General features: G+C 48.9%; 16 protein-coding genes and 1 pseudogene. 5 read left to right on the forward strand and 12 right to left on the reverse strand.

The window, feature by feature from the left end:
• Positions 1 to 396 precede the first annotated feature (396 nt).
• Complete coding sequence (locus C0081_RS03400) at positions 397 to 5,601, forward strand: Vps62-related protein (RefSeq protein ID WP_101532406.1); 5,205 nt, start codon at positions 397 to 399, stop codon at positions 5,599 to 5,601.
• 472 nt (positions 5,602 to 6,073) lie between these two features.
• On the opposite strand, the gene C0081_RS23825 is transcribed toward C0081_RS03400, so the two are convergent.
• A complete protein-coding gene (locus tag C0081_RS23825; protein WP_101532407.1) occupies positions 6,074 to 6,295 on the reverse strand; it encodes a DDE-type integrase/transposase/recombinase in 222 nt (73 codons plus the stop codon).
• Positions 6,296 to 6,563: 268 nt separating this feature from the next.
• On the opposite strand from C0081_RS23825, the gene C0081_RS23495 reads away from it, so the two are divergent.
• The gene (locus C0081_RS23495) at positions 6,564 to 7,073 is read left to right on the forward strand and encodes a hypothetical protein (RefSeq protein WP_245417848.1); all 510 of its coding nucleotides are present in this window, start codon (positions 6,564 to 6,566) and stop codon (positions 7,071 to 7,073) included.
• A 117-nt stretch (positions 7,074 to 7,190) separates the two neighbouring features.
• Here the strand turns inward: C0081_RS23495 and C0081_RS03425 are convergent, their stop codons facing one another.
• Positions 7,191 to 7,826 carry a CatB-related O-acetyltransferase gene (locus C0081_RS03425; protein WP_101532411.1) on the reverse strand — a complete coding sequence of 212 codons (636 nt, stop codon included), beginning with the start codon at positions 7,824 to 7,826 and terminating at the stop codon, positions 7,191 to 7,193.
• Between the two features lie 33 nt (positions 7,827 to 7,859).
• Positions 7,860 to 8,252 carry a hypothetical protein gene (locus tag C0081_RS03430; RefSeq protein ID WP_146006396.1) on the reverse strand — a complete coding sequence of 131 codons (393 nt, stop codon included), beginning with the start codon at positions 8,250 to 8,252 and terminating at the stop codon, positions 7,860 to 7,862.
• 66 nt (positions 8,253 to 8,318) lie between these two features.
• Between C0081_RS03430 and C0081_RS23765 the strand changes: the two are divergent.
• Positions 8,319 to 8,447: pseudogene (locus C0081_RS23765) on the forward strand (IS3 family transposase); the annotation flags it as partial.
• A 292-nt stretch (positions 8,448 to 8,739) separates the two neighbouring features.
• Here the strand turns inward: C0081_RS23765 and C0081_RS03440 are convergent.
• The 3 genes from C0081_RS03440 to C0081_RS03450 form a co-directional block, all read right to left on the reverse strand.
• Complete coding sequence (locus C0081_RS03440) at positions 8,740 to 10,014, reverse strand: TRAP transporter large permease (RefSeq protein ID WP_101532414.1); 1,275 nt, start codon at positions 10,012 to 10,014, stop codon at positions 8,740 to 8,742.
• Positions 10,015 to 10,028: 14 nt separating this feature from the next.
• Positions 10,029 to 10,553: a TRAP transporter small permease gene (locus C0081_RS03445; protein ID WP_101532415.1), complete on the reverse strand. Its 525-nt coding sequence runs from the start codon at positions 10,551 to 10,553 to the stop codon at positions 10,029 to 10,031.
• Positions 10,554 to 10,794: 241 nt separating this feature from the next.
• A complete protein-coding gene (locus C0081_RS03450) occupies positions 10,795 to 11,772 on the reverse strand; it encodes a TRAP transporter substrate-binding protein (RefSeq protein ID WP_101532416.1) in 978 nt (325 codons plus the stop codon).
• Positions 11,773 to 12,486: 714 nt separating this feature from the next.
• Here C0081_RS03450 and C0081_RS03455 point away from each other — a divergent pair.
• A complete protein-coding gene (locus tag C0081_RS03455; protein ID WP_101532417.1) occupies positions 12,487 to 13,836 on the forward strand; it encodes a sigma-54-dependent transcriptional regulator in 1,350 nt (449 codons plus the stop codon).
• A gap of 29 nt (positions 13,837 to 13,865) precedes the next feature.
• On the opposite strand, the gene C0081_RS03460 is transcribed toward C0081_RS03455, so the two are convergent.
• The 6 genes from C0081_RS03460 to C0081_RS03485 all read right to left on the reverse strand — a co-directional run bounded on the left by C0081_RS03460 (position 13,866) and on the right by C0081_RS03485 (position 22,296).
• Positions 13,866 to 15,557 carry an ATP-binding protein gene (locus C0081_RS03460; RefSeq protein WP_101532418.1) on the reverse strand — a complete coding sequence of 564 codons (1,692 nt, stop codon included), beginning with the start codon at positions 15,555 to 15,557 and terminating at the stop codon, positions 13,866 to 13,868.
• 362 nt (positions 15,558 to 15,919) lie between these two features.
• Entirely contained in the window at positions 15,920 to 17,734 is a 1,815-nt protein-coding gene (gene recJ, locus C0081_RS03465; protein WP_101532419.1) for a single-stranded-DNA-specific exonuclease RecJ, read from the reverse strand.
• A 149-nt stretch (positions 17,735 to 17,883) separates the two neighbouring features.
• Complete coding sequence (gene glpX / locus C0081_RS03470) at positions 17,884 to 18,873, reverse strand: class II fructose-bisphosphatase (RefSeq protein ID WP_101532420.1); 990 nt, start codon at positions 18,871 to 18,873, stop codon at positions 17,884 to 17,886.
• A 61-nt stretch (positions 18,874 to 18,934) separates the two neighbouring features.
• Positions 18,935 to 20,263 carry a homoserine dehydrogenase gene (locus C0081_RS03475; protein ID WP_101532421.1) on the reverse strand — a complete coding sequence of 443 codons (1,329 nt, stop codon included), beginning with the start codon at positions 20,261 to 20,263 and terminating at the stop codon, positions 18,935 to 18,937.
• Between the two features lie 204 nt (positions 20,264 to 20,467).
• Positions 20,468 to 21,646, reverse strand: a complete 1,179-nt coding sequence (locus C0081_RS03480; protein ID WP_101532422.1) for an LL-diaminopimelate aminotransferase — start codon at positions 21,644 to 21,646, stop codon at positions 20,468 to 20,470.
• Positions 21,647 to 21,849: 203 nt separating this feature from the next.
• On the reverse strand, positions 21,850 to 22,296 hold the full coding sequence (locus tag C0081_RS03485; protein WP_146006397.1) for a hypothetical protein: 447 nt from the start codon (positions 22,294 to 22,296) through the stop codon (positions 21,850 to 21,852).
• Positions 22,297 to 22,789: 493 nt separating this feature from the next.
• Here C0081_RS03485 and C0081_RS03490 point away from each other — a divergent pair, with 493 nt between their 5' ends.
• Positions 22,790 to 24,652, forward strand: coding sequence for a PHA/PHB synthase family protein (locus C0081_RS03490; RefSeq protein ID WP_101532442.1), 1,863 nt, complete (start codon positions 22,790 to 22,792; stop codon positions 24,650 to 24,652).
• Positions 24,653 to 25,429: the final 777 nt, after the last annotated feature.

Consider the following 25,429-nt stretch of genomic DNA (forward strand, 5'->3'; position numbering starts at 1 on the left):
AATCTGATAATCGAGACACCGGCAGATGTTTCTTTAGGAAGGGACAGAGCTATTCTAAGTCAGCGAGAAATTATCAAACAGGAAACACTCGAAACAAGGCGCAAGCTTTACCGCAAAGCCGTTGCGTAATATAAAAACCAGATGAGACAAAGTCTTTATTCTTGTTAAGACACCTTGGCTCCAGTTTATTTAATGACGAACACTATACAAATTATACGCCGATCTACATTTTATTATTTAGTACAGCCATTGTAGTTTGGTTAAAAATTTGCTTCCCTAGAAAAACTTAAATTCTAAAAATGTTTATTTTGACGATTGTTGGTTCGAAACTGTCCGGATATTTATCCAATTTACGACACAACCGACCGGGTTGTGCTTGGTGGGGGAGAAAAAATTATGGAATTTGCATTGAGAAAAGCGATCGATCGCACTGGTACCGTGCTGGCCATATGTGCTTGCTCGGTTTTCGCCACGCATGCGACGCTCAGCCCGGCCTTTGCCGAAAACCGGATAATGGGTCCGGCCAAGGGTCGCTTCGCGCAACAGCTCCCCACCCCGCGTTGCGATGGTTTTGAAGACTATATGAGGGACGCTGGCAATTTTGTGGTTGACGGTGTCGAATATCTTGGCGAGAAAACCATCAAATCAACCATTGGGATGGGAAAGCTGCTTGCCGGCAATCCCTCTGCTCTGATCGATGAAATTGACGGCACTTTCAAAGATTTAGGAACAGCTGCCGCGACATTATCAAAATACACGCCGTTGGCTTTGATCAGCGTTATCGTCGATGAATTACCCCCCGGTGGCTTTACCAGTTTTTTGAAGTCCGGTGTTCGATTTCAGGATCAATTGCGAGAAGGTGTAGCCATGGGAATGGCGCAGAATCTCAATCCGCTCAAACAAGTGAGAACCATCTATAGTGATGGCACAGAAGTCTTTGGCGATATTGGCAAGGTGTTGATCAATCTCGATGACCCTTTGGCAGCGGGTAACGAGTTTTTGAAACTCAATCAGAAATGGACCGGTGCTGGTGCACTGACCTATATGTTGACCGAAAAAGACCCCATGACAGGCCTGAAAAAAGCCCTGAATGCCATGCACCGACAGATCGAGTTGGTGACCAACCACGCCGGACCAAACGGCAAGGTCGCGTCGGCTGTTTTTGACTATGCTATGGGGGAGAGCAAGAAGCTTATCAACAAGATCCCCGACCCAAAGGACAAACAGGTTGCGGCGCTTCTGGCAGCTACGTTTGCAACGACATTCAAGCAAACCCTCAAGGATCCCAATTACAAGCGCAATGGCTACAATGTCTCACGCCATCCTTTCTATTTCGCCGACATCAGAGAGCTTCCCACCGAATGGATGGGCAACGACCACAATTCAGGCGGCAAATACGATTGGGGCATGGATCGCGCCAGAGTCGAAGACTATCCCGGTTGCATAAGTCTGGGTGACTATGCATATACCGACAAACACAGGAAAACGATTCCGGCCGTTTGTGGTGTCGAAAATGGGCGCAACAAATGGTGGTCACGGCCAATAGACTACAAGCTGGTCTGGGGTGACAATTGCAGCGGCGGGACTCATGATCGAAGCGTTTGGCAACCGGTTTGCAAACAAGGTTATATAAGCGTTGGTTTTGTCGCAGGGCGTGGTTCGTGGAAAAAACCAAAACCCAACCGGATCGCTTGCGTCAAGAACGACCCGCATTTGTTCACGGTTGTGAATGGCATATCCGCGGGTCTCAAATTCACCGCGAATGACAAGAATTCTGGAGCTAAATTTGATATCACCACATATGACCGCACATTTGAAGGTCTTAAGCTAACCCACGCTGTGCCATTCGCTCGGAATAAAGGCGATCAGCGTTTCGTACAGTCGTTGCGCGTTGCTGTAGTCGTTCCCGGAATTGCTCCCAGTGGTAAAAACTCTCATTGCGCCCAGTTTTATGCTGAATCGGGTTACCGCGGACGAACAACACGGGTTTGCGCCACAGGTCGACGGAACTATAAAAAAAGCCTCGCTGGCGGCAATGGACAAATGCGTCGCGGGTTCAAGTCCTTCCATTGCGGCTTGGGTGTCGCTGCGCTGAAATTCTATAAAGGCAGCAGAGACCAGAACCCTCGCATCAGGCCTTGCGATATTTCAAACAGCAACAGGATACCGTTGGCTGATTACAGAGGGATCACCCATGTCGAAGTGTTGGCACACTATTTCGATCCGGACGATCCCAAGCGTGAGTTTTTCTCACCTGAGCATCAGCAGGTTCGTTTGGAGCTTGAAAAAGCGTGCAACACCGGCACCAATCCCCAAGCCTGTTTGAATTTGGCCCAGAGCTCAACCCGTCGTCATGATTGGACACAGGCATACGGCGCCATCGATGCGGTAAGACGATTTGGACTGGCCTGCGAAGGCAATGTCAAAGGGGCGTGCAAGGCGTATAGACAGACCGCCAGCAGTCTTTGTAAGGCAGGCGAAAGCAAAGCCTGTGGTCTCAGTCAGAATGCCGACAGGCTCACCCAATTGACCGGACTTCGTGCCGATCTGGATGCCAAACGCCTTGCCTGCAATGCAGGGTCGCCCCAGTCTTGCGCCGACTTTGGCCAAAGCCTTTTCAGGATCGGTGGGGCCTCTGTTCAAGGTGGTACAAACCAGCCGCCCGAGTGGACAGAAGGGGGCGCTGTTTATCAAAAATTGTGCGATGCCAATTTCAATGACAGTTGCCAACAGCTCAAGCAATTGGCTGGCAATATGTGCATTAGCAAAATGGGCAAGGGCTGCACAATCACCGGACAATTCCGGATCAAAGATGCGCCCAAGGGCTATGAAGCAGCCAACAGGAAGGCCGCCATCAAGGACTATGAAAAGGGCTGCAATTGGGGTGATGAAGAAGGCTGTCAGGAATTCGCCCGAACACGGGTTCAGGATGCCTACAGCGATCCTAAATCTTCCAAACGCCGGCTTGCTGCGCTACAGGGCGCCAACCAGTCAACCCTAGACGGCACGCAGTCCAAAACGCCCACGAACAATCGCGCCAAGGACAGCGCTGTTCAAACGTTGCTTGAAAGTTGTCAACGGGGAAACCAGAGATCTTGCGATATGCACGAGGGCTATTTGGGGGAATTGAATTCCGAACTACAGAGCGACTATTTCAAGTGCGTCGGATTGGGTGAGACCAAGTCTTGCACTGCATATGGCATTGCCGTTGAAGGGGCCGAGAAAGGAACCATCACCAAAAATCCGGTCTCAACAAAAGATGGAAGCTCCACCTATTTTTATAAAGAAGCGTGCCAGGGGGTGTTTGTATCCGGGGCCATGACCAAAGGAGACGGCGAAGCCTGCATGATCCTTGGCAATAAGACCCTGAGTGGCGAAGATGGAACGCCTGCCAACAAAAGGGAAGCAAACTCAATTGGCAATTTTGTATTGGGTTGCGAAACACTGGGGCATGCTGAAAGCTGTCTGATGGCTGCGAAAGTGATTGTCGGGCCAACAATGCCGCAATCGCAAAAATACTATGCGGTCATCTATGAAAGGAAGGCTTGTGAAGCTGGCAGCCAATCAGCTTGTGACATGTTGCTGGCAAGAACTGTGGACCTGAACAATGCAGGACAAAAGCCCGGAGACACCCGCGCGACCGCGGAGTCTTGTGCCCTTCGGACCACATTCACTGATTTTGATGCCTCAAGCCAGTTGGATCTGGAACCGGGCAAGCTGAAAACCAAGTTTTCAAACTCCGGATCAAGCCCGTTGACCCTGAAATTCCGTGTGAACCAGTCAACCGAGAGCGAATGGGCGATCATTCAGCCGCGTGAGTCAATCGAGATCGAGGATTATAAAAACAGGACTTACGTCTTGCTGGATGCGAACCAACAATGCGTTGGTGCGGCCAAGCTGGTCAGTGACAACCAGCACCTTACCTATGCAGCTGCCGCAGATGTCGTTCATCAGACCGCCCCCAACGGCAATTCTGGCAAATCCGCCAACAACACAGCACCGGTTAAGCCGCCCAAATCAGGGGCAATTAAGGTAACGCTGGATGCCGCACAGAATTGCCATTTGCACGGATCTCTGGCCTCAAACGACACGGGTGTTGCTGCAATGACCACGTTTGAAAACACTGGCATGGAGCCGCTGTATGTCTACTGGTTGGATGAAAAAGGCCAAGACTCCGATTACCAACGCACGGGCAATGCACTGGCCATTGTCGAGCCGGGGACAGCAACGTCAATTCAAACAGGTATAGGATTGGCTTATTCCGTGTTCTCTACTGCGAATGGACAAACCAATTGTGTGGGCATCACATCGATAGAAGATGTCAACACGCATGTCACAATGAACGGCGATAATGGCACCGTGAACGCCAACACTCCAGCCAATACGACTGGCAAGGTAGCCAATCAAAACAACCCTTCAATCACGGGCGTATCCGGCGCCCAGCAGCTTGGGTCTTGCGCACAAAACGGAACGATGGTGTCCGCCAGCACGGGAGATCCGGCGAATATGACGCTCACCAACACGGGTGCAGACGATCTTTATGTCTACTGGATCAATCAAAATGGGGATCATGGTGACTACAACGGCGACAATACGCCTATCAGTCTCGTGGCGGCGGGTCATTCGGCTGAATTGCAGGTCCAAATCGGCGATGCCTATGCGGTCTATGACGCCGCTTCCAATTGCATCGGAGTGACCCCCCAGTTGAGTGCGGCCAGTGCCTTTACAGCCAGCAGTGCTGCTGGCAGTGCCAATAGCCAGTCAAAGACTCCTCAACCGACGGCTGCCCCGCAAGACACCGCGACGCTCAACCAGACCCAGCCAACTGCCAATCAAGCGGGCAATCAAGACCAACTGACCATTGGAACGGGAAACAGCTGCAAAATGCGCGGCTCTGTTGTCTCCGAACTTTCTGGGCAAAGCGCGTCGGTGTCTTTTGCCAACAATGGTTCCGAGACGATTTATGTTTATTGGCTGGATGAAAACGGAACTGACACTGACTATGATTATTCGGGAAATCCGGTGGCGGCCATTGCACCGGGCGACAGTCAAACCCTCAAAGCAAGTGTCGGTTTTGCCTATTCGATCTTTTCAAATGTCAACGGCCAGATCGAATGTGTCGGTGTTACTCAACTAAAAAGTACTGATACGCTGGTTTCCGTGATCGCTGGCGGAAATACTCATACCGCTGATGATGACGAAATTTTGACCCCATCTCAAGATTCACAGCAAGATCAAAGTGATGCAAATATCAGTGACAACCTAGCGCACTTAACGCTGCGGTCAGGCGAGAATTGTCATTACCGTGGCAGCGTGGATTCCAGCGATGCAGGCAACGAAGCGCAAGTCTCATTTACCAATCGGGGGGCTGATGTCGCGTATGTGTATTGGGTGGATGAAAGTGGTGCCGAGACGGATTATGACTACTCGGGCAATCCACTGGCCGCCATCGAACCGGGCGGCTCACAGGCTTTTGAGTCCAGAGAAGGATTTATCTATTCGGCTTTCTCAGTGGTCAATGGCGAGACCGTTTGCATCGGGATGACTGAAGTCGAGGCTCCGTCGGTATCCATTGAAATTTATGACACTGATGGCAATTAGATTTTTTAGTGAAGCAACCAAGATAATTTCTAACAGGCAGGTGTATACCCATTTGTTATGAACGTCTGGAATTTTGTGTTGCATCGATCCGTTCTGTCCGCCCCGCATTGTTTAAGTTTGGTATGGCTCAAATGCTGCATCATTTGCGAATGGCCGGTAATGGGATGTTGCGACGCGGTGTCTATTGGTCTGCGAACGTCGGCTCAGGGCCGTCTATTCTAATTGGATTTACATCTGATTAGCCAGCATAGCATTGTCAGATAAACCTAGATCTAACCCAAGAGGTCCATCGGCACTGTCTGGTATACCGCATAAAGATCGTGGTGCCACTCAGTAAGAGTGGCGTTGTCGGTTCAACTTGAAGTTTTTCTATACCCCAAAATTAATTTTCCTGATTGCAATTAATGTAGATTGAAGAATGAATGGCAACGAATTTCTGCAAAGGTCGCATTTGACTGAAACGTATCATCGCCTATTCCCTTAGCCAGAACGGAAGGTGCAAATTCTTAGCCCTGTTGTTCCGCCAGCGACCAGTTTCCTGTCGATCAATGTTGCCTTTCTCATTCATCGCAGCGCAGTAGGATCGTAACTTGTCTGCTACTATCGAAAACGGGTACCCATGGCGTTTCATAGTTTTCTGGATGAATTTCAATGCTGCCTTGCGATCGCGGTACTTGGTCACATTGGCTTCCAGTACTTAGCCTCGTAATCAAAGTGAATAGCCCCTAGAATTGTAGACACCTTGGTGCTTCAAATTTTCTGTCGCTCGTATTCTATGGGCGACAGCATTATCATGGCAATTGCCACGTCTGCTCATGCTGTGTTCCATATTGTGTTGACGAAGGAATGCAGCCCAATCGATGTTTGTAAATTGCTCAAGGGCTGCTTCAGTCAGGAATAGAAACCAATGGGATGGATGGACAAGCACCGCTACATAGTGCGGGTTCTGGAGCATTCGGCCGATGCTGGGCGACGAAGGCGTACTTCATTTTACATCCTTTGCGAAGTTCACCGTTATCCTTTTTAGAATATCTCGCTCCTGGGTGACCCTAGCCAGTTCCTGCTTCAGGCGTCTAATCTCGATAGCTTGCGCATCGGTCGCCTTGATCTCTGGGCTTGCCATACCGCTTCTTCCACGCATAAAGCGAGCGGGTGCTATCACCGAGACGATGCGATACATATGCGACGGAGTACCCGCGTTCGGTGATTTGTTTTATCGCCTCAATCTTGAATTCTTCTGTGAAATGCAAATTGGGCATCATAGTCTCCTTGCCTCATTTTCAGGGGACAAGGTGTCTACAATTCTAGGGGCAATTCAAGGAGCCTTCATCGAGCAGGCCTTCGGCAAACTCAAGAGCTTCAAACGCGTTGCCCTCAGGCGCGAGAAAACCCAACAGAAATGCAGGTCAATCATCTCGCTCGCAGCCGTATTCATCTTGAACAAATCCGTCCACACCGCCTATGGTTTCTGAGGACTCGTGCTAGCCCACAATTATGCTTACTTACGCTTTTTGCGCATCGCCAAGATCTCTGAGCATCAGCTTTTGTCTGATGCCAATAAAAAGCAAACCATAAAGCGGCTATGCAGCTTAAAGGACATCCTCCTTCAACTGCTCGATAATTTCTCGCGCCCGCTCCAGATCCGTCTCCCACCATTTGCTTTTCAATATTGCAGCCCTTTGCACCTCATTAAACCGAAATCCGATCAAACGTGCTGGAGAACCAACCACAATGCCAAAATCAGGCACATCAGCATTCACAAAAGAGTTTGCTCCAACAACCGCCCCTATCCCTATGGAAACGCCCCGGCGAATGATGGCATCCACTCCCACCCATGCATCGCCACCCAAGATGCAGTCTCCTTGGGTTAACTCGACATAAGGATCATCATAAAACAGACTACTGGTGGAGATGTTGGTCAAATGGTGCTCACCGGAACCAATCGAAACATTATTGGCAATTGAAACATAGTTGCCAATGGTCGCCTTGGTTATGTCGCTATAGTTGCCGACATAGCAGTATTTCCCCATCTGGCTATCATCGCTTATGCGAGCACTCGCACTAACTTTGGTTGACTCGTGAAAGCGCTTGCGAGACTTCTTTTTTGATCGCCAAAAAATCATTACTGTAGGTTCCAATATCCATTCCACATCATCGCGGAAATCTTCTCTTTCGACCAGAATCCATGCTTTGATCTTATCACGCAGAACGCAATGGGCAAGCAATCCAGAGCATATTCCTCTCGACCAACCGCTAGATCAGAACGGCTTGAAGCCATACCGAAAAGCGCAGGACGGGTTGGTCTTGAGGGCAAAATGCACAGCCTTCATTGTTAGCCCGCGAAGCCTGAGTCGTTTGGCTACTTGCGTGATGTGGTGGGCAAGCACTTGCCGCACTTTGGCGCTGTCAAAGAAAGATCGACTCTTCAACCCTTTAAGCAAAGCGTCAAGATCCTGTGAGACAAGCTTCCCTATGCCCTTGCGGGTTAGTATGCGACCTATCAGATGATAATAGCGAAAGAGTGCCACCAAATCCGCCGGCGCATCCCGGTGCTGAGGCGAGCCTGTATCCCAATCGAATTCGGGCACCATACGATCGCGGACCAACGGCTTTTGGTTGCCCTTCGTGATCCAAAACCACCCGTACAGCACGCTCGCGTACCTTAGCTGAATATTTGTTCGATGTTTTGCTCGTAATGCTCCATCCTGCTCAAGAGTTGGAGCCTCCGGCAATCCCGGTGCGGCTCAATGGCAATCTTTGAATATATCAATGGCTTCCAAAATTCGCGCCGAAGGCACTCAACATTGGGATGGAAAAGTCCCTTGGCTTTCGAAAAAATGCTGCCTAAACGCGCACTCGGAGCGGCACGAAACCGTGACAGGTTCAAATGGAAAAAGCACTGCTGCAGGACGCCCTTCACGCGGCGGCGTTGAGAATCTTGTATTTTCTTCACAGGAAAATGGAACACGTAGTATCACCTACAGACATCAGGGTGAGGACTACTACATCCGCTACACACCAGCAGAGACATCCGGTTGTTTTCAGTTTGAAACAAAAACGGCCTCGCTTGCGAGACCGTCATTGTTTAACGTTTGCTGATATAACAGTCACAAATGGTGTGGCTTTGTGAACGGTAGTCTATTTGAAGAAGTTTGGTAACGTAGTCGAAATTGCAGGAACCATGGTTATCACCAACAAGGCAGCGATCAACGCCAACAAGTAGGGTGTCGTTGCTTTCATAACCTTCTCGAGTGGAACCTTGGTAATCGCGCTAGCAACAAACAAATCCAGTCCTACCGGTGGTGTTATGCAACCAATGGCAAGGTTTACCACCATAATAACACCAAAATGAATGGGATCGATTCCCATACTCAATGCAACCGGCAGGAAGATCGGCGTAAGGATCACGACGGCAGCCGAGGCGTTGACCAATGTTCCAAGCACCAGAAGCAGAACGTTCATGATCAGAAGGAAGACGACTGCTGAGCTGGTAGCATGTGTCACCGCCTCGCCGATCATATGCGGGATCTGCAGGTTGGTCATCAACCAGCCAAAGACTTTGGCCGCACCAACAAGAAACATGATCAGAGTTGTCCCAATTACAGCCTTGAAGACAATCTGCGGAAAGTCTTTGATTTCAAGCTCGCGATAAACGAACAGGCCAACAACGATGCCATAAACTGCAGCCACTGCGGCGGCTTCAGTCGGAGTAAAAATGCCGCTATAGATGCCACCAATGATAATGGCAGGAGTGAGCAGAGCCCAGAAAGCATCCTTAAGAGCTAACGCCAAACGTTTGCAGGAAAAAGAGCCATCGGGGGGGATATGACCTTTCTTGGCCAAATACCAGCCCATACCACACATCACGCCCCCCATAAGAAGGCCGGGGAATACGCCAGCCATGAATAGGTCGCCGATCGACACGTTTGCGATAACGCCATAGACGACAAAGGTAATGGATGGTGGGATTACGATGCCGACTGTACCGGCAGCTGCAACGATACCCGTTGCCATTTCGCGCTTGTAGCCCTTTCGCTCCATTTCATTGACCATGGTAGAACCAATGGCGGCGGTGGTCGCAGCTGACGACCCTGAAATGGCAGCAAAGAACATGCCTGCTACGGCTACGGCCTGAGCCAGTCCACCTGTAAATGAACCGACCATCGCTTGAGCCACATTGACAAGACGGGAGGTAACACCTCCTGCTGACATAAAGGCACCAGCCAACATGAAGAAAGGCACAGCCATGAAGGAGAAGGAATCAATGCCTGAAAACAGGTTGTTGACGATTAGAACCTGTGGCAATTCCATGTAGAAGAAAAGGATGCCAGATACGGACAGAGCCAAAGCATAAGCGACGGGAACGCCAATCAAAGCCATGACGACAAAAGAGACAATAAGTGCAGTTTCCATGAGTGTATCTCCTTTTAATCCGCCGAGATGATCGGTTGCTGGTCGACTGTTTTGGGGTCAGATCGGCCGTGAGTGAAGTGGCGGAAAATGCTGATCGTATCCTTGACGTGATACATCAGCATCAAAATGCCGGAGACTGGCATGATGGCATAAACATAGCTCATGCTTATCCCGAGGCCAGGAGATGTCTGGAAAGTCATGGTCGTGGTCATTTTCCAGCCCTGAATGATCAGGAGGAAGATGAACACATAACCACAGGCATTGATGAATAAGCTCAAAAGTATACCCGGTGTCTTGTCTTTAAGTAGGCGGGGCAACAATTCTACAGCCAAATGCCCGTCTTCACCCATAATCAGCGCTGATCCAAGGAAAACGACCCAGACGAACAAGAAGCGCGCCAACTCTTCAGTCCACTCAAACGAGAAACCGAAAATGTAGCGAGTGACCACTTGAGCAAAAATGATTGTCAACATGACAAGCATGGCGGCGACGGAAATTCCAAAAAGGAACTTTCGCAGAAATTTAAAGATGGCTTCCATGATGAGAGACCTTTTGGGGTGTGGTCTGAGAAAGCGAGCCGCAGTCGCCCAATCTCAAACCTCGAGATCACATCTCTTTATGACATGATATCAAAATCGGGGGGACATTGGCCGGTTTAGAAGCCCGATGGCAAACCGAAGTCTGGATCAATTGCGCCGGAGTGACCGAGAGTTCAGGGAACATGGCCTGCTCCCGCGCAATTTTCAAATCCAATCCATTGGGCTTCATGGGTGTCGGTGGTTACTCAGCCAGAGCGTTGATCTTGTCAATATTGTCCTGACCAACTGTTTTAGCGAACATCTCAATCACCGGAGCTGTGGCTTCCTTGAATTTGGCGCGATCAACGTCAATAACTTCCATTTTTCCGGTGGCAATAATCTGTTCCCAATATTTGTTGTCTTGGTCTTCAGACACTTGACGCTGCCAATCAATGGCTTCCTTAGCGGCTTCTTCGATGATCGCTTTTTGCTCATCATTCAGTTTGGACCAACTGATCATAGAAATGATGATTGGTTCTGGAGAATAAGCGTGAGCGGTTTTGGAAGCATATTTCTGTACTTCATAGAAGCGTTTGGTGAAGATATGCGCGGAAGGGTTTTCTTGGCCATCAACAGCACCCTGCTGCATAGCAGAATACAACTCACTAAAGGCCATCGGGGTTGGAGATGCTCCAAGAGACTTCATCATTTCAACAAAGATCTTGTTGGTCATGACGCGAATTTTAAGGCCGTCCATATCGGCTGGCTCTTTGATCGGACGCACATTGTTGGTGACATGACGGATACCATTTTCCATATAGCCGAGTAGTTTGATACCACGGCCTTCAAGCTCTTTGCCGAGCTCCATGCCGACTGTATCAAGTGATTTATAGGCATGCTGACGATCGTTGAACAGGAAAGGCAGGTCGAAGATTGAAATCTGCGGCTGGAACTGACCCAGAACAGCGGTACCAACCAGAGCCATGTCAACAGCACCAAACACCATGCCTTCGATGAGGTCTTTCTGCCCGCCTAGCTGAGAGCTAGGGAAGACTTTAACTTCGATGGATCCACCACTCTTCTCAGCAACGAGCTTTGCGAACTGATCGGCTCCCTTACCGTAGGGATGATCAGGTACGGCAATATGGCCAAGTTTGAGCGTAACATCTGCGGCCCAAGTGGGTGTGGTTAGAGACAGAGCCATAAGGCCCGCACCAAGAATACTTACAAGACGGTTCATAATTACCTCCCTACCTTGCTATTTTAAAGTCTGATCAAGACGTTTCGCCCAATACAGTCAAAAGCGATATTCTTCCCAAACGGTGAGCTGCATACCGAAGAAACAATATGCAGTGTGTCCAAAGACGCAAACAGCGCAAAAGGGGGAGCTAGCCCTGTCCGCGTTTTGGTTTGATAGGGCATAGAACGCAATCTCTATGCCAACAATGAACCGACCGCTTGATTAATTGATGGTTTGTTTGGTGGGTCTTCAAGAGAACATGGAGTTTGATTGGCTTAAATAACTGAAAAATATAGATTATTATTTTTTTAACCATCACATTCGTCAAGGCGATGAAGATTTTTAATATTATCTTTCGAGAAAGGCTTGTTGACTTTACGTGTAAATACGTTTGATTTTATGTGATAGCGAATTGGTTATTTTCGCTTGGAATGGAGCTTTGTGCGGATTTCCATCCAAGTGGCCTTGAGGTGCGTCACAATTCTCGCACAAGTATTTCTGAATTAGTCCGGCGCTTCAGATGTCAAACAGACATGAGTCAAAGCCATGCCCGTCTGTTTGAGGGTAATAAACTAGTGTTGCCTTGCATAAAAAAGGCTGGACGAGAAAAGGGACTGAAAAGAACCTAGCTAAACTAGGGTTGCGGTTCCGTTTGATCCGTATCTAAATCAGGTGCCTGACGTCAGGAAGCACCAAGCCAGCGGTGTTAAGTTTATGAGCGAGATGGATATTTCTGTTATCTATATTGAAGACGACAAGAGCGTGCAGTTTGCTTATATGCAATCCATGACCATGTCGGGCTTCACCGTCGTTTCTGCGGATAACGCCGAGGACGGCCTAGAACTCGTAAAAAAGGATCGCTCATCAATCGTTGTCACGGACATACGACTACCCGGCATGTCAGGTATTGAACTCATGCACAAAGTTCATAAGCTCGATGATGGCATCCCAGTGGTGCTGGTTACCGGTCATGGCGATGTTGAGATGGCCGTCAATGCGATGAAGATCGGTGCTTATGATTTCATAGAGAAACCCTGCAACAATGAACGGCTGACTGAAGTCCTGAAAAGAGCAGTAGAGAAGCGCCGACTGGTTCTTGAAAATCTCAAACTCCGGCTGGAACAAAAAACGGCCAACGGTCCGGTGATGATTGGTCAAAGCAAGGCTATGAAGCGCATTCGAGATACCTTATTAAATATCTCCGATACGGATGCCGATATATTAATTGAAGGGGAAACCGGAACCGGCAAAGAGGTTGTCGCCAATAGCATTCATGCATGGAGCAGCCGCCGGAATGGCAATTTTGTGCCGCTCAATTGCGCCGCTTTCCCGGACAGCCTGTTCGAAAGCGAGATGTTCGGGCATGAAGCAGGCTCCTTTACAGGGGCGACAAAAAAACGCATTGGCAAGATCGAGCATGCTAACAAAGGTACGCTTTTTTTGGACGAAATAGAAAGCATGCCACTGGATATTCAGGCGAAATTTCTGCGCGTATTACAAGAACGGAGCGTGGAACGTCTTGGTGACAACAAAATCATACCAGTCGATTGCAGGGTGGTTGCTGCTACCAAGGAAAATCTACTTGATCTTAGCCAAAATAAAGAATTCAGGCTCGATCTTTATTATCGTCTCAATGTTGTGACTATCCATCTGCCTCCGCTGCGTGACAAACGTGATGATATTCCGGAGCTTTTCTATCACTTTGCAACGATGGCAGCGCAACATTATCGTCGCCCTGTCCCTGACATCAAACCGGAACTCATCATTTGGCTCCAAACGCAAGACTGGCCTGGTAATGTCAGAGAGTTGAAACACACGGCCGAACGGTATGTGTTGGGCCTCTTTGCTCCGGATTTTGGTGATTTTCCAATCTCAGAAGATCATCGGATGAGCCTCTCTGACTCGCTGGACACTTTTGAAAAAAGGTTGATCGAAGACGCGCTTAAAAAGAATGATGGCCATGTCAGTTCAGCGGCCAAGCAACTTCTCCTGCCGCGAAAAACCCTTTATGACAAGATCAAGCGCCATAGCATCAAGCCTGACTCCTATCGCTCAGACTGCTGACAGATTTCACATTTGATTTGGCATCACAGTTAATTTGGTGTCTCTGTCGAATCGGCTTGCTCTTCTCGCCACTCCGACCAACTTACGGTGAATTCGGCTCCTCCTTTGGGATGATTCCGAACCGAGATCGTGCCGTCCGAATTCTCGACAATACCATTCACAATCGCCAACCCTAATCCTGTGCCTCGCTGCTTGGTTGAATAAAAGCTTTCAAAGATTTTAGTAGGATCAGGAATACCGCAACCATTGTCGCGTACTTTGACAATCACTCGGCCTTTGACCCTTACAATCATAATAACAATGACCTTATCCGACTGATCGCCCATGGCCTCCAGAGCATTGGTGATCAAGTTGCTAAAGATCTGTTCAAGGCCGATTTCATTGCAGGGCACCTGGATGTCATCATGGCGGACCTGAAGGAACAATTTCACATTGTGCTTCTTGAGAGTCAGTTGAAACAATCGAATGGAAGCGTTTGCGGCAGACACGATGTTGGCTTTGCCACGGGGAACACGATGGCGACTAGCAAATCCTTTGAGCTCAGAAATTTGCTGCGTCAACTTCTCGATGTGTGACGATATCAGCACTAGATTGTCATCAACGTCATGATACCTCTTGCGCTTCAACAACAGCCTTGACGTATCGAGCAGCATGTAGATCGCGGACAAAGGCTGATTAAACTCATGCGCCACCTCTGTTGCCATTTGCCCGATTGCGGCCAATTTGCTGTTTTCAAGCAACTGGTTTCTTATCTTCTGGATGCTTCTATTGTATTTGTTTGTGATATTTCTGTAGAGGAAGATCAGTGTGAGATAGAGCAACACCGATATAGAGACGATTAGCGCTACCGAATTATAGATATATCGCGCGCTTTGAATTGAATGGATGGTCCAGCCGAACTCTACAATCTCTTCTTTTAACGAAAGTTTTTCTGGAAAAATGCAAGAAAACAGCGGGTTCTTATAAAATGTAATGTCACCGATTCTATAGCATATTTTTTGCGCGATTGGATTTGTCACACCATTATTAAAGCGATCTAAAGCAGCAGGATTATCATCAATGCTGGCACCTGATTTGCCAAACGACTTGTGTTTCCAGCTTTCATTTGAACTCAAGAAAATCACGTCATTTACATCGGAAACCAGGATATCATCCGGACCGGAGCGCCAGACAGTTTCGAGATCCGTTAGGTGGATCTCGATTGCGACAGCTCCAATGATTGTGTCGTCCGATTTCAGGCCATAGGCAATAAAAAAACCTGGCGTTGAGGAAACAATACCAATGCCATAAAATTGCCCAAGCCTTCCCGCCATTGCCTCCTTGAAATAGGGCCTAAATCCGAAATTTTTCCCAGTATAGCTTTCGGGATCATGCCAATTGCTGGAAGCGACGGCCCGACCATTCTTATCAAGAACGTAAATAGTCGAAACATTGGTCGCATATTTTATTCTTTGCAGGAAATAGCCGCTTGATACCGGATCAAATTCACCGCTGAGCATTTTATTGATTTTATCATTTTGAGAAAGGATGAAGGGTAGAAACTTATAGCGTGAAATTTCCGATTCTAAACTCGATCTGTACATGTTGAGCAACAGCTCGCTCGAAGCGACCTTGTTCTTCAATTCAGAGAAAAATGGAACGGCAACAAATAGACCGATGATCAAGACCAATAGAAAATGAATGGTTGCGACCTTCAATTTGGAAAAGACTTTTCGTAGCATTACCTGTTTCCGTTGAAGATCTTCCTTGTGGGCACTAGGCCAAAAGCAAATCTACGTGCGCTTTGAAGGAACGATTTAATAAAAATCCGGATGCAGTCTAGACCATTCTTTATTCCGAATATAGTCGAACCATAACCGACAGCCGAATGCGTTTTTTTGTAAGACATGCGCCAGTTGCGAAATAGGTACGGCAAGTCGCGTATTATCTTTCCACCAACAGTTCCCTCAACCTATTCGGCAGAAACAAAAGCGGTACGTCACAGACAACGGTATGTTTGCTTGTTCGACCGATATTTGTTGTGCATGGATGAATGGCAGTGTTGGCCAATCTGGTAATATTTCATGTGCCAGATAGAAATGATTTATGCCGTGACTTCGGCTGCGTCAATGATGCGTAGCTGTACGGTAGGCCTGCCTTGCCAATGATCCAAGGACAATGTTCCCGCTATATGCAGGCTTTGCCCGCGGTGATCGAGGAGCAACTTGCCAATCGGTTCATCTGCGGCCCTAAAGCAAATACCTTTTAATTTACCGCCGGAATTGTTGCTGATGGTGCAGCGGATATGCCCCCCCTGCCCGACAACATCTGCGAAAGCAATTTTGTGCGCAGGAAAAACAAAGACAGGCTCTGGATTGCCTGCTCCAAAGGGGCCTGCTTTTTCCAGAAGATTTACTAATTCTTCTGTTGCGCCGGTGGCGGACAAAGCGGCATCAATTTTTAGATCATCAAGTGCGCGGGCTTCTTTGACCTGCTCACTCAGCCGTTCATTGAGAAATTGCCGAAAGGCCGGAATGTCTTTTTCCAAAATGGTCAAGCCCGCCGCCATAGAGTGCCCGCCGCCCTTTACGAGCAACTTGTCTGCACAGGCGGCACGAACCGCAGAGCCAAGATCAGAACCGAGTATCGAACGGCCGGAGCCTGTTCCTTCGTGATTTGCATTGATGGCAATAGCAAACGCAGGACGGCGAAATCGTTCTTTCAAGCGTGAGGCCAAAAGGCCAACGATACCCGCATGCCAATCAGGACTGGATGTGACCAAAGCCACGCAATCAGGATCTTCCATAACCTGTCTGTCCGCCTGAGCGGTTGCTTCTTCCAGCATGATCTGCTCAAGCGCCTGACGCTCTTTATTCAGGCGTTCAAGTTCTGCAGCAAGATGTTCGGATTCCTCTTGATCATTGCACGTCAACAGCCGAGCACCCAATGCGGCATCCCCAATGCGCCCGCCAGCATTAATGCGAGGCCCGAGCATAAACCCCAGATGATAGGGACTGACAGGCCCGGATACCCTCGAAACGGTTTGCAGCGCCGACATACCAAGATTGCGGTGGGCGCGAATGACCATCAGCCCTTTGACCACAAAGGCACGGTTCAACCCCTGTAGTGGAACAACATCACACACAGTGCCTAGCGCGACCAAATCCAGCCATGCTAATAGATCCGGTGGTGTGCATTTGCCTTTTTTGTAAAAATCAGATTTCCGCAACAGTCTGTTTACAGCCACCAACGCCATGAAAGTGACACCAACGGCGGCAAGATGCCCCAACTGGCTGAGATCATCATGCCGGTTAGGATTGACCAAAGCCACGCAGGGGGGAAGTTCTTCACCAACCTGATGGTGATCAAGCACCACGACATCTGTTTCGCGCGCCTGAGCCTGCTCTAGAGCTGCAAAAGACGTTGCCCCGCAATCAACCGTGATAATCAGAGTATGCTTTTGATCAATCAGTTGATCGATAGCATCGGGATTGGGGCCATAGCCCTCAAAAATACGATCCGGAATATAGATATTGGCCTCACAGCCACAATGACGCAGGAAAAGCGTCATAAGAGCACTGGAAGTGGCACCGTCGACATCATAATCGCCAAAAACTGCGATCTTCTCGCCTTTAACAATGGCGCTTACAATGCGCTCCGCGGCTTTGTCCATGTCGGTCATGGTTGATGGGTCTGGCATCAACCGTTTTAAACTCGGGTCAAGATAGTCTTCTGCAGTATCCATATCTTGCCCACGGGCGACCAACACCCTCGCCACCAAATCAGGAATGCCTTGTGATTGAGCGATTGCTCCAGCGAGCTCTACCCCGCGCACGTCAAGTTGCTCGATCCAACGCCGTTCTTTAGCGGACCGAGTAACACCTAGATAGGCTTTTGAATGGGAGGAATTGGAGATCATTTACAAGCTTTATGCAGGGACGATACAGAATCAATGGTTGGTGACAATTTAGCACGCTGACATCCGCGCAGACATGAAAAAGGCGGGCATTTGTTGGCCCGCCTTGGATTATTATGTAGGATGGCACACGGCCTTAGTCGCGGATCCTATCAATCAAGATGGAACTTTTCAAATTCACGGTGCTCGGTTTTAACCCAACGGACGGTGCCCGTTGTAGAGCGCATCACAACGGTTTCTGTTTTGATCACACCACGTCCAAACTTAACGCCAGACAGCATGTTGCCATCTGTGACACCTGTTGCTGCGAAAGTCACATCACCGCCAGCCATTTCGATCATCTCGAATTTTTTACTAGGGTCCGTAACGCCCATACGGATTGCGCGTTCGCGTTGTTCTTCGTTGTTGATCACCAAGCGACCCTGCATTTGGCCACCAATACAGCGCAATGCGGACGCGGCAAGCACGCCTTCTGGTGCGCCGCCAATGCCCATATAGATATCAATGCCGGTTTCATCTGGGTCTGTGGTGTGAATCACCCCTTGCACGTCGCCATCCCCGATCAAACGGATGGCCGCTCCAGTGGTGCGCACCTCTTCGATCAAGTTCGCATGGCGAGGACGATCGAGAATACAGACATTGATCTCGTTGATCGGCACTCCCTTGGCCTTGGCTAGTGCTGTCAGGTTTTCAATCGCCGTGCGGTCCAGATCTACCAGCCCCTCAGGATAACCCGGTCCGATGGCGATTTTATCCATATAGACGTCAGGTGCATTAAGGAGACTGCCTTCATCGGCAATGGAGATCACAGCCAGAGAATTGGGCTGGTTTTTGGCACAAAGGGTGGTGCCTTCTAGCGGATCTAACGCGATGTCAACTTTGGGACCATTTTTGTTACCGACTTCTTCTCCGATATAAAGCATCGGGGCTTCATCACGTTCACCCTCACCGATCACAACCGTGCCCTGGATGGGCAGTTGGTTCAACTCGCGGCGCATGGCATCAACTGCGGCCTGATCGGCATCTTTTTCATTACCCATCCCGCGCAAGCGGGCCGCTGAAACAGCTGCACGCTCAACCACACGAACGATTTCAAGGGTAAGGATCCGATCCAATACCGCGGCTTCTCTAATTTCACTCATGTAATTTCCCCGTGAACCCGTACTGCAAAATTGTGTCGCCTTAGGTAAATGGAAGGTAAGGCTAGAGTCTTTCTATTCTAATCATCTGGGGGGATGCTACGATGTGGCCATCTTTTTTTATCGCTTGAAGCGCTTTACGCACAGCTTCCTCGGTTGTCTCATACGTTAGAAGTACGACATCTTGCGGTTTTTCCTGTCGGGAGGCACTAGAACGCGCTTCTTCCCGATGGGATCGTCCTTTGCGCTGAACGATACTTTCCAGTGAAATATCGCGTTCTGCCATGCGCTGAGCAATGGACGCAAAAGCTCCGGGACGGTCATTAACCGTCAAGCGTATGTAATATCCACCTTCGTGCGCGCGCATTTTGGCACGCACATAGGGCTGCAATTCGCCAACGGGACGGCCAAGAGGGTTGATGAACAATCCGCGGGCGATATCGATGATATCTGCAACAACAGCAGAAGCGGTTGCGTCGCCCCCTGCTCCGGGGCCAGCAAGAGTGATCGAGCCTACCGCGTCACCATCGATTGCAACCGCATTGGTTACGCCAGAAATTTGGGCGATTTCAGACGTTTTGGGCACCATGGTTGGATGCACGCGTTGCTCTATGCCGGTATCGGTTTTTTGAGATACACCAAGCAATTTGATGCGATAGCCCAGTTCATCAGCGGCGGCAATGTCGGCCTTGGTGATAGTCGTAATGCCTTCTAGAAAAATTGAATCCGCTTCGATTTCGGTGCCGAATGCAAGGCTGGTCAGAATGGCCAGTTTATGGGCGGTGTCATTGCCTTCCACATCAAAAGTGGGATCTGCTTCAGCATATCCAAGGCGTTGGGCATCCTCGAGGCATTCAGCAAAGGTCAGGCCGTCATCTTCCATACGAGTCAGGATGTAGTTGCACGTACCGTTCAAAATGCCATAGACGCGTGTGATCTGGTTGGACGACAGTCCTTCCCTGATGGTCTTAATGACTGGAATACCACCGGCAACGGCGGCTTCAAAATTGATACTGACGTTGTTTTCTTCTGCCAATCGCGCCAATTCATTACCATGTTTGGCAAGCAGCGCTTTGTTGGCTGTCACAACATGTTTACCCGCTATAATAGCCGCACGTACAGCCTCTTCAGCCGGACCACTGTCTCCGCCGATGAGTTCGACGAACACATCAATGTCGGCATCCTTGGCCAAAGCGACAGGATCATCAAACCAGCGATACGAAGACAGGTCCACTCCGCGATCTTTGTTACGACTGCGGGCAGTAATTGCATCGACCCGAGTGGCACGGCCGGCTTTCATCGCCAGTTCATTTTCCATCATGCCAAGGCGTTTCAAAACAGAAACACCAACTGTTCCAAGGCCTGCGAGGCCAAGCTTAAGCGGATCGCCCATCAATCGATTGTCCAGTCTTTTGTTTTGTTGTCTTTATGCCGAGGCAGAATAAATAAGTTGAACAACCGTCAAATTACAAACCAACCAAACGCATACAGATCCAAAATAATTATGTATGCCCAGTCTGTCCGCAACACCCATTCGATCATAGCAGATCGTCATGGTGCATTGCGGACAGGATTATTGCTGCGGTTTTTGCATGTTTTATTGGGCAGATGCAAGAAAGCGCTTGATGTTTCTCGCCGCTTGCCGAATGCGCTGTTCATTCTCTACGAAGGCAAGGCGCACATGGTCGTCGCCATATTCGCCAAATCCAATCCCAGGAGCAACGGCAACATGGGCTTCTTCAACCAACCGTGTTGCGAATTCAAGTGACCCTGCTTCACGGAATTTTTCCGGTATTGGAACCCAAGCAAACATGGTTGCTTCAGGGCTCGGGATTTCCCAGCCCGCGCGACCAAAGCTTTCAACCATAACATCCCTGCGTGTTTTGTAGATATCGCAGGCTTCTTGAATGCAGTTGTCAGATCCATTCAAAGCGGCGGCGGCAGCAACCTGAATGGGCGTAAAGGCACCATAGTCGAGATAGGATTTCACGCGGCTCAAGGCCTTAATCATATGCTCATTGCCAACAGCAAACCCCATGCGCCAACCCGGCATGGAAAATGTTTTGGACAAGGATGTGAATTCAACCGCAATATCCTTGGCACCATCCACTTCGAGAATAGATGGTGGCGGGGTCGTGCCAAAGTAGATCTCGGCATAAGCGAGATCGCTTAACACCATAATGTTATGCTGTTTGGCGACCCGAACCACTTCTTTATAGAAGTGCAAATCGACGGTGTAAGCTGTCGGATTTGAAGGATAGTTGACAATCAGAGCTATCGGCTTGGGAATTGAATGTCGCACAGCACGATCAATTGCCCGGAAGAATTCTTCATTGGGCTCTGCGGGCATGGAGCGGACGACGCCCCCTGACATGATAAAGCCGAATGAGTGGATTGGATAAGTTGGGTTGGGCACCAGCACAACGTCACCGGGACTGGTGATGGCTTGTGCCATGTTGGCAAAACCTTCTTTAGATCCCAGTGTTGCGACGATCTCTGTCTCGGGATTAAGCTTCACTCCGAAGCGGCGCTGATAATATGCAGCTTGTGCTTTTCTCAAGCCCGGTATACCGCGAGATGTGGAATAGCGATGCGTACGCGGGTCTAATACAGTCTCAGTCAGTTTATCAACGATATGTTTGGGAGTGGGCAAATCAGGGTTGCCCATAGCCAGATCGATGATATCCGCGCCCGCCGCTCGCGCCTTCGCTTTAATCCGGTTGACCGGTTCAAAAACGTAAGGTGGGAGACGGCGGATTTTATGGAACTCATCCATTGCTTAGGCTCCTAATTAGCAAGCAGGATCAATGTTGGTGGCCGAAGCCGGTGAAATGATAGCGAAAATGGCTTCAAACGCTGCGTTATGCCAGATCAATTTGAGTTTTTGCACATCCCATTTGAATGAGAAAGCGCATTTATCGATCAACAAGCTCGCATCGGTTGTGAAGCCTTTGGAAACGAACCTGACTTTATGGCAGTCTATTTACTGTTTTTTGATGACAAAATGCGCAATTCCTCTTCGATACGTTTGCGCTCTTCCTCGGTTTTGAGGGCGAGAACCGGGGCCTCTATATCTGCGATTTGCGGATAGTCCCCCTCTGCCGGTTCGGCATTCAGCATTTGAAGCGAATAACTGACCTGCGAAGGTACATTGCTGTTAACATAATCATTCACAACCTTTCCCTCCTCCAGCAATTTGTCATCTTTTGCAGCGAGGCTGGTTGTCGGTTTGGCCGCCACTGGCACATCGGCCGGTGTCATGGCTGATTGTGGCACCGGCGATCCTGTGGCGATACAACCGACAAGCACCATTGGCGCAAGAACCACCCCCCCCCCCCGCTGTAACGCAGTTCCGAACAATCTACACAATGACACCACGATGCAGCCTATTGTGGGTATCGATATGCTACGGGTCATCGGTGTCATTATAGTCCCTTTGGGGTATCCAATTTCAATAGCCATAGTCACGAAGCAAGTTGAGAGACAACCCGCGTCTTTTCCCTTCAAAGACTCACCTTTGCTTGAGGCTGTCTACTGAGTCTTTGCAGCAAGTCGATTTAATATAGTCACGAAGAGACGAAGGCTCAATCAAGCGCGTCCCATTTGTTTGAATATTGCGACTCTGGACCGAGAGGATACAATGCTTATTGGCCCATCGTGCTCAAATTATGGAATCCCGTGTTCAATTTCGCACCTTTGTACAAGGCGTTTTGTGTAAGCCAATTTTGAATTAGTCTAAATAGCTAGCGATTTCCCGATTGTTATGTCTTGTCAGTGGGACGCAAACCGATCCTAATAGGTAAGTACAGAGCGAACAGAGCAACAGGATGTCCGGACTAGTCTGGGTCTAACTTCGGACAAATCTGAAAAGACATGTATACTATTGCTGGCAAATGCATTTGGATTTGATTGGGACATTATGGCCAACGACAAGAAAAATCAGGACAAGCCTTCGACACCGGAGCAAGCCGGCATTGATCCCGATGCGGTACCCGCACCCAATTTCGTCCAGTATATGGTTCATGATCCAGAGAAATTTGTTACAAATTTTGCCCGCGTTGTAGAGGAAGCCGGCAAAGCCGCTTCGGCCTATTTGAAACCACGCGAGAATGGCAAAGCGGATAATTCGACCGAAACAGTCAACCAGATGGTACGCACTTTTGGTCAAATTGGAGAGTATTGGACCTCTGACCCACAACGGGCATTGGATGCCCAATCCCGTTTATGGGGCCGTTATATAGACCTTTGGGGCCAATCCGTTCGCAAGATGGCTGGCGCTCATGAGAACGATATCGAGCCGCCGTCCCAAACAGACAAGCGCTTCAAAGATCCGGAATGGGAAACCAACCCCTTTTTTGACTTCGTCAAACAGCTATATCTCATCACCTCAAATTGGGCTCATGACATGGTGGATGAAGCAGATGAAGTCGACGAACACACCCGACATAAAGCCCAGTTTTATCTGGATCAGATTGTCAACGCGATTTCTCCGTCGAACTATGTCATCACCAATCCCGAACTGCTGCGTGAAACGATGCAGAATGATGGCGAGAATCTGATCAAGGGCATGCGGATGCTGGCTGAAGACATTCAAGCTGGTGGTGGTGATTTGGTCATTAGGCAATCTGACAATTCGGTTTTTGAGCTTGGGAAGAATATCGCTGTCACGGAAGGCAAAGTGGTTGCCCAAAATGATCTCTGCCAGTTGATTCAATATGAAGCCAAAACTGATAAAGTACTCAAAACACCACTTCTCATTTGTCCTCCATGGATCAACAAATTCTATATTCTCGATCTAAACGAGAAAAAAAGCTTCATCAAATGGTGTGTAGAACAAGGCCATACCGTGTTTGTCATTTCGTGGGCAAATCCGAACGAAAAACTAAAAGACAAGGATTTCTTTGACTATATCCAGGAAGGCGTTTTATTTTCTCTGGATGCCATTCAAAAGGCCACAGGAGAGCGCAAAGTCAATGCAATCGGCTATTGTGTCGGAGGAACACTGCTGGCAACGGCAATGGCTTATATGGCCTCAAAACGCACGTCTCGCATTGCAACCTGCACCTTTTTCACCACGCAAGTTGATTTTACTCATGCTGGTGATTTGAAAGTCTTTGTTGATGAAGACCAGCTCGTTGAGTTGGAAGAACAAATGAACCGCGTTGGCTATCTTGATGGCAAGTCCATGGCTGGAGCATTCAATATGCTGCGGTCTAACGATTTGATATGGCCTTATTTTATCAACAATTACATGCGTGGCAAAGAGCCCTTTCCGTTTGATCTTTTATATTGGAACTCAGACTCCACACGCATGACCGCCGCCAACCACGCGTTTTATCTCCGCAATTGCTATTTGAACAATAGCCTCGCCAAAGGGGAGATGGAGATTGACGGATGCAAAATGGATTTGGGCAAAATCAAAGTCCCAATCTACAATCTGGCCGCAAAAGAAGATCACATTGCCCCTGCGCAATCTGTCTTTTTAGGTAGCAAGCTCTTTGGCGGGCCTGTTGATTTTGTGTTGTCCGGTTCAGGGCATATCGCGGGGATCGTCAATCCACCCGACAAACAAAAATACCAATTTTGGCGCGGCGGTCCGACCGAAGGTACTTTTGAAGACTGGAAAGACAAGGCCATCGAAACAGCGGGGTCTTGGTGGCCTGATTGGCAAAAATGGATTGAGGACCATGGTAAAGCACAGGTCGATGCGCGCGCCATAGGCGGCACCAACCTGGAACCCATTGAGGATGCGCCAGGTAGCTACGTCAAGAAACGCTACTAATATGGAAAACCGTAGATAACAATAGACACGCAGTCCTATTGCGTTTGAGTCAGTCGCCTCAAACAAAGAGGGTCTTTGATTTGATTTTTGCACTTGTAGTGATTGCACCCGTTTATCAGCATCCCTGACATCTTTGCCTTGGACATTCCTTTCTCTGCCCTATCGGTTCCCTGATCCACATCCTCCAAGCCCTTTGCTTTGCTATGCCGGTAAATTTGAGGCGCAAAAAACAACCTCGGTCTCGTAATTACGTGATCAAGACCTATGCTGACTGTGGCTTTTTGACGCAACAAACCATCAGAATTCACCGAATGCACGCAACATTAAAACAGAAACAATTGTATTTAATTCACGGAGGAGAAGAAACAATTGCGCAAAAAGAGTCAAATATTGGCCATTTTTTGCAAAATCTATCCGGTTTTTCCTGTAAAGCGCTTGACGGTTCAGTGCTTAGCATTTACGCACAACTGCAGTTCTGAAATCTATTTTCTCGGCATTCACATCCTAAAGGAGGTATGTCCGGGATTTCTGCGCCCCAAAACGTTAGAGTTGAGGCTCTATTGTGTGAAAATTTGGCTCATCGTTGCCTGTTTTTGCCTTAGGCCTAATTGGCGCAAGCGCCAGAGTGGCGCAAAGTGGCAAAAGAGCTGTCGGGCATTATGCTCGTCGTCATAACGGACAAGTCACTTTGTCCGGTTTCGATAAAAGACCGCGGTTTCACCTTTTTGGCCAGATAAGTTTGGTCCAGAATAGCGGACCGCACACCTGAAAAAAGTG

The sequence above is a fragment of the Cohaesibacter celericrescens genome (assembly GCF_002866925.1).
GTDB lineage: Bacteria > Pseudomonadota > Alphaproteobacteria > Rhizobiales > Cohaesibacteraceae > Cohaesibacter > Cohaesibacter celericrescens.

Bases quoted from the DNA above. Each gene is read 5' to 3' on its own strand.
- C0081_RS03400 (WP_101532406.1), top strand. From the start codon at position 397: ATGGAATTTGCATTGAGAAAAGCGATCGATCGCACTGGTACCGTGCTG.
- C0081_RS23495 (WP_245417848.1), top strand. From the start codon at position 6,564: ATGCTGGGCGACGAAGGCGTACTTCATTTTACATCCTTTGCGAAGTTC.
- C0081_RS03440 (WP_101532414.1), bottom strand. From the start codon at position 10,014: ATGGAAACTGCACTTATTGTCTCTTTTGTCGTCATGGCTTTGATTGGC.
- C0081_RS03445 (WP_101532415.1), bottom strand. From the start codon at position 10,553: ATGGAAGCCATCTTTAAATTTCTGCGAAAGTTCCTTTTTGGAATTTCC.
- C0081_RS03450 (WP_101532416.1), bottom strand. From the start codon at position 11,772: ATGAACCGTCTTGTAAGTATTCTTGGTGCGGGCCTTATGGCTCTGTCT.
- C0081_RS03455 (WP_101532417.1), top strand. From the start codon at position 12,487: ATGAGCGAGATGGATATTTCTGTTATCTATATTGAAGACGACAAGAGC.
- C0081_RS03460 (WP_101532418.1), bottom strand. From the start codon at position 15,557: ATGCTACGAAAAGTCTTTTCCAAATTGAAGGTCGCAACCATTCATTTT.
- recJ (WP_101532419.1), bottom strand. From the start codon at position 17,734: ATGATCTCCAATTCCTCCCATTCAAAAGCCTATCTAGGTGTTACTCGG.
- glpX (WP_101532420.1), bottom strand. From the start codon at position 18,873: ATGAGTGAAATTAGAGAAGCCGCGGTATTGGATCGGATCCTTACCCTT.
- C0081_RS03475 (WP_101532421.1), bottom strand. From the start codon at position 20,263: ATGGGCGATCCGCTTAAGCTTGGCCTCGCAGGCCTTGGAACAGTTGGT.
- C0081_RS03480 (WP_101532422.1), bottom strand. From the start codon at position 21,646: ATGGATGAGTTCCATAAAATCCGCCGTCTCCCACCTTACGTTTTTGAA.
- C0081_RS03485 (WP_146006397.1), bottom strand. From the start codon at position 22,296: ATGACACCGATGACCCGTAGCATATCGATACCCACAATAGGCTGCATC.
- C0081_RS03490 (WP_101532442.1), top strand. From the start codon at position 22,790: ATGGCCAACGACAAGAAAAATCAGGACAAGCCTTCGACACCGGAGCAA.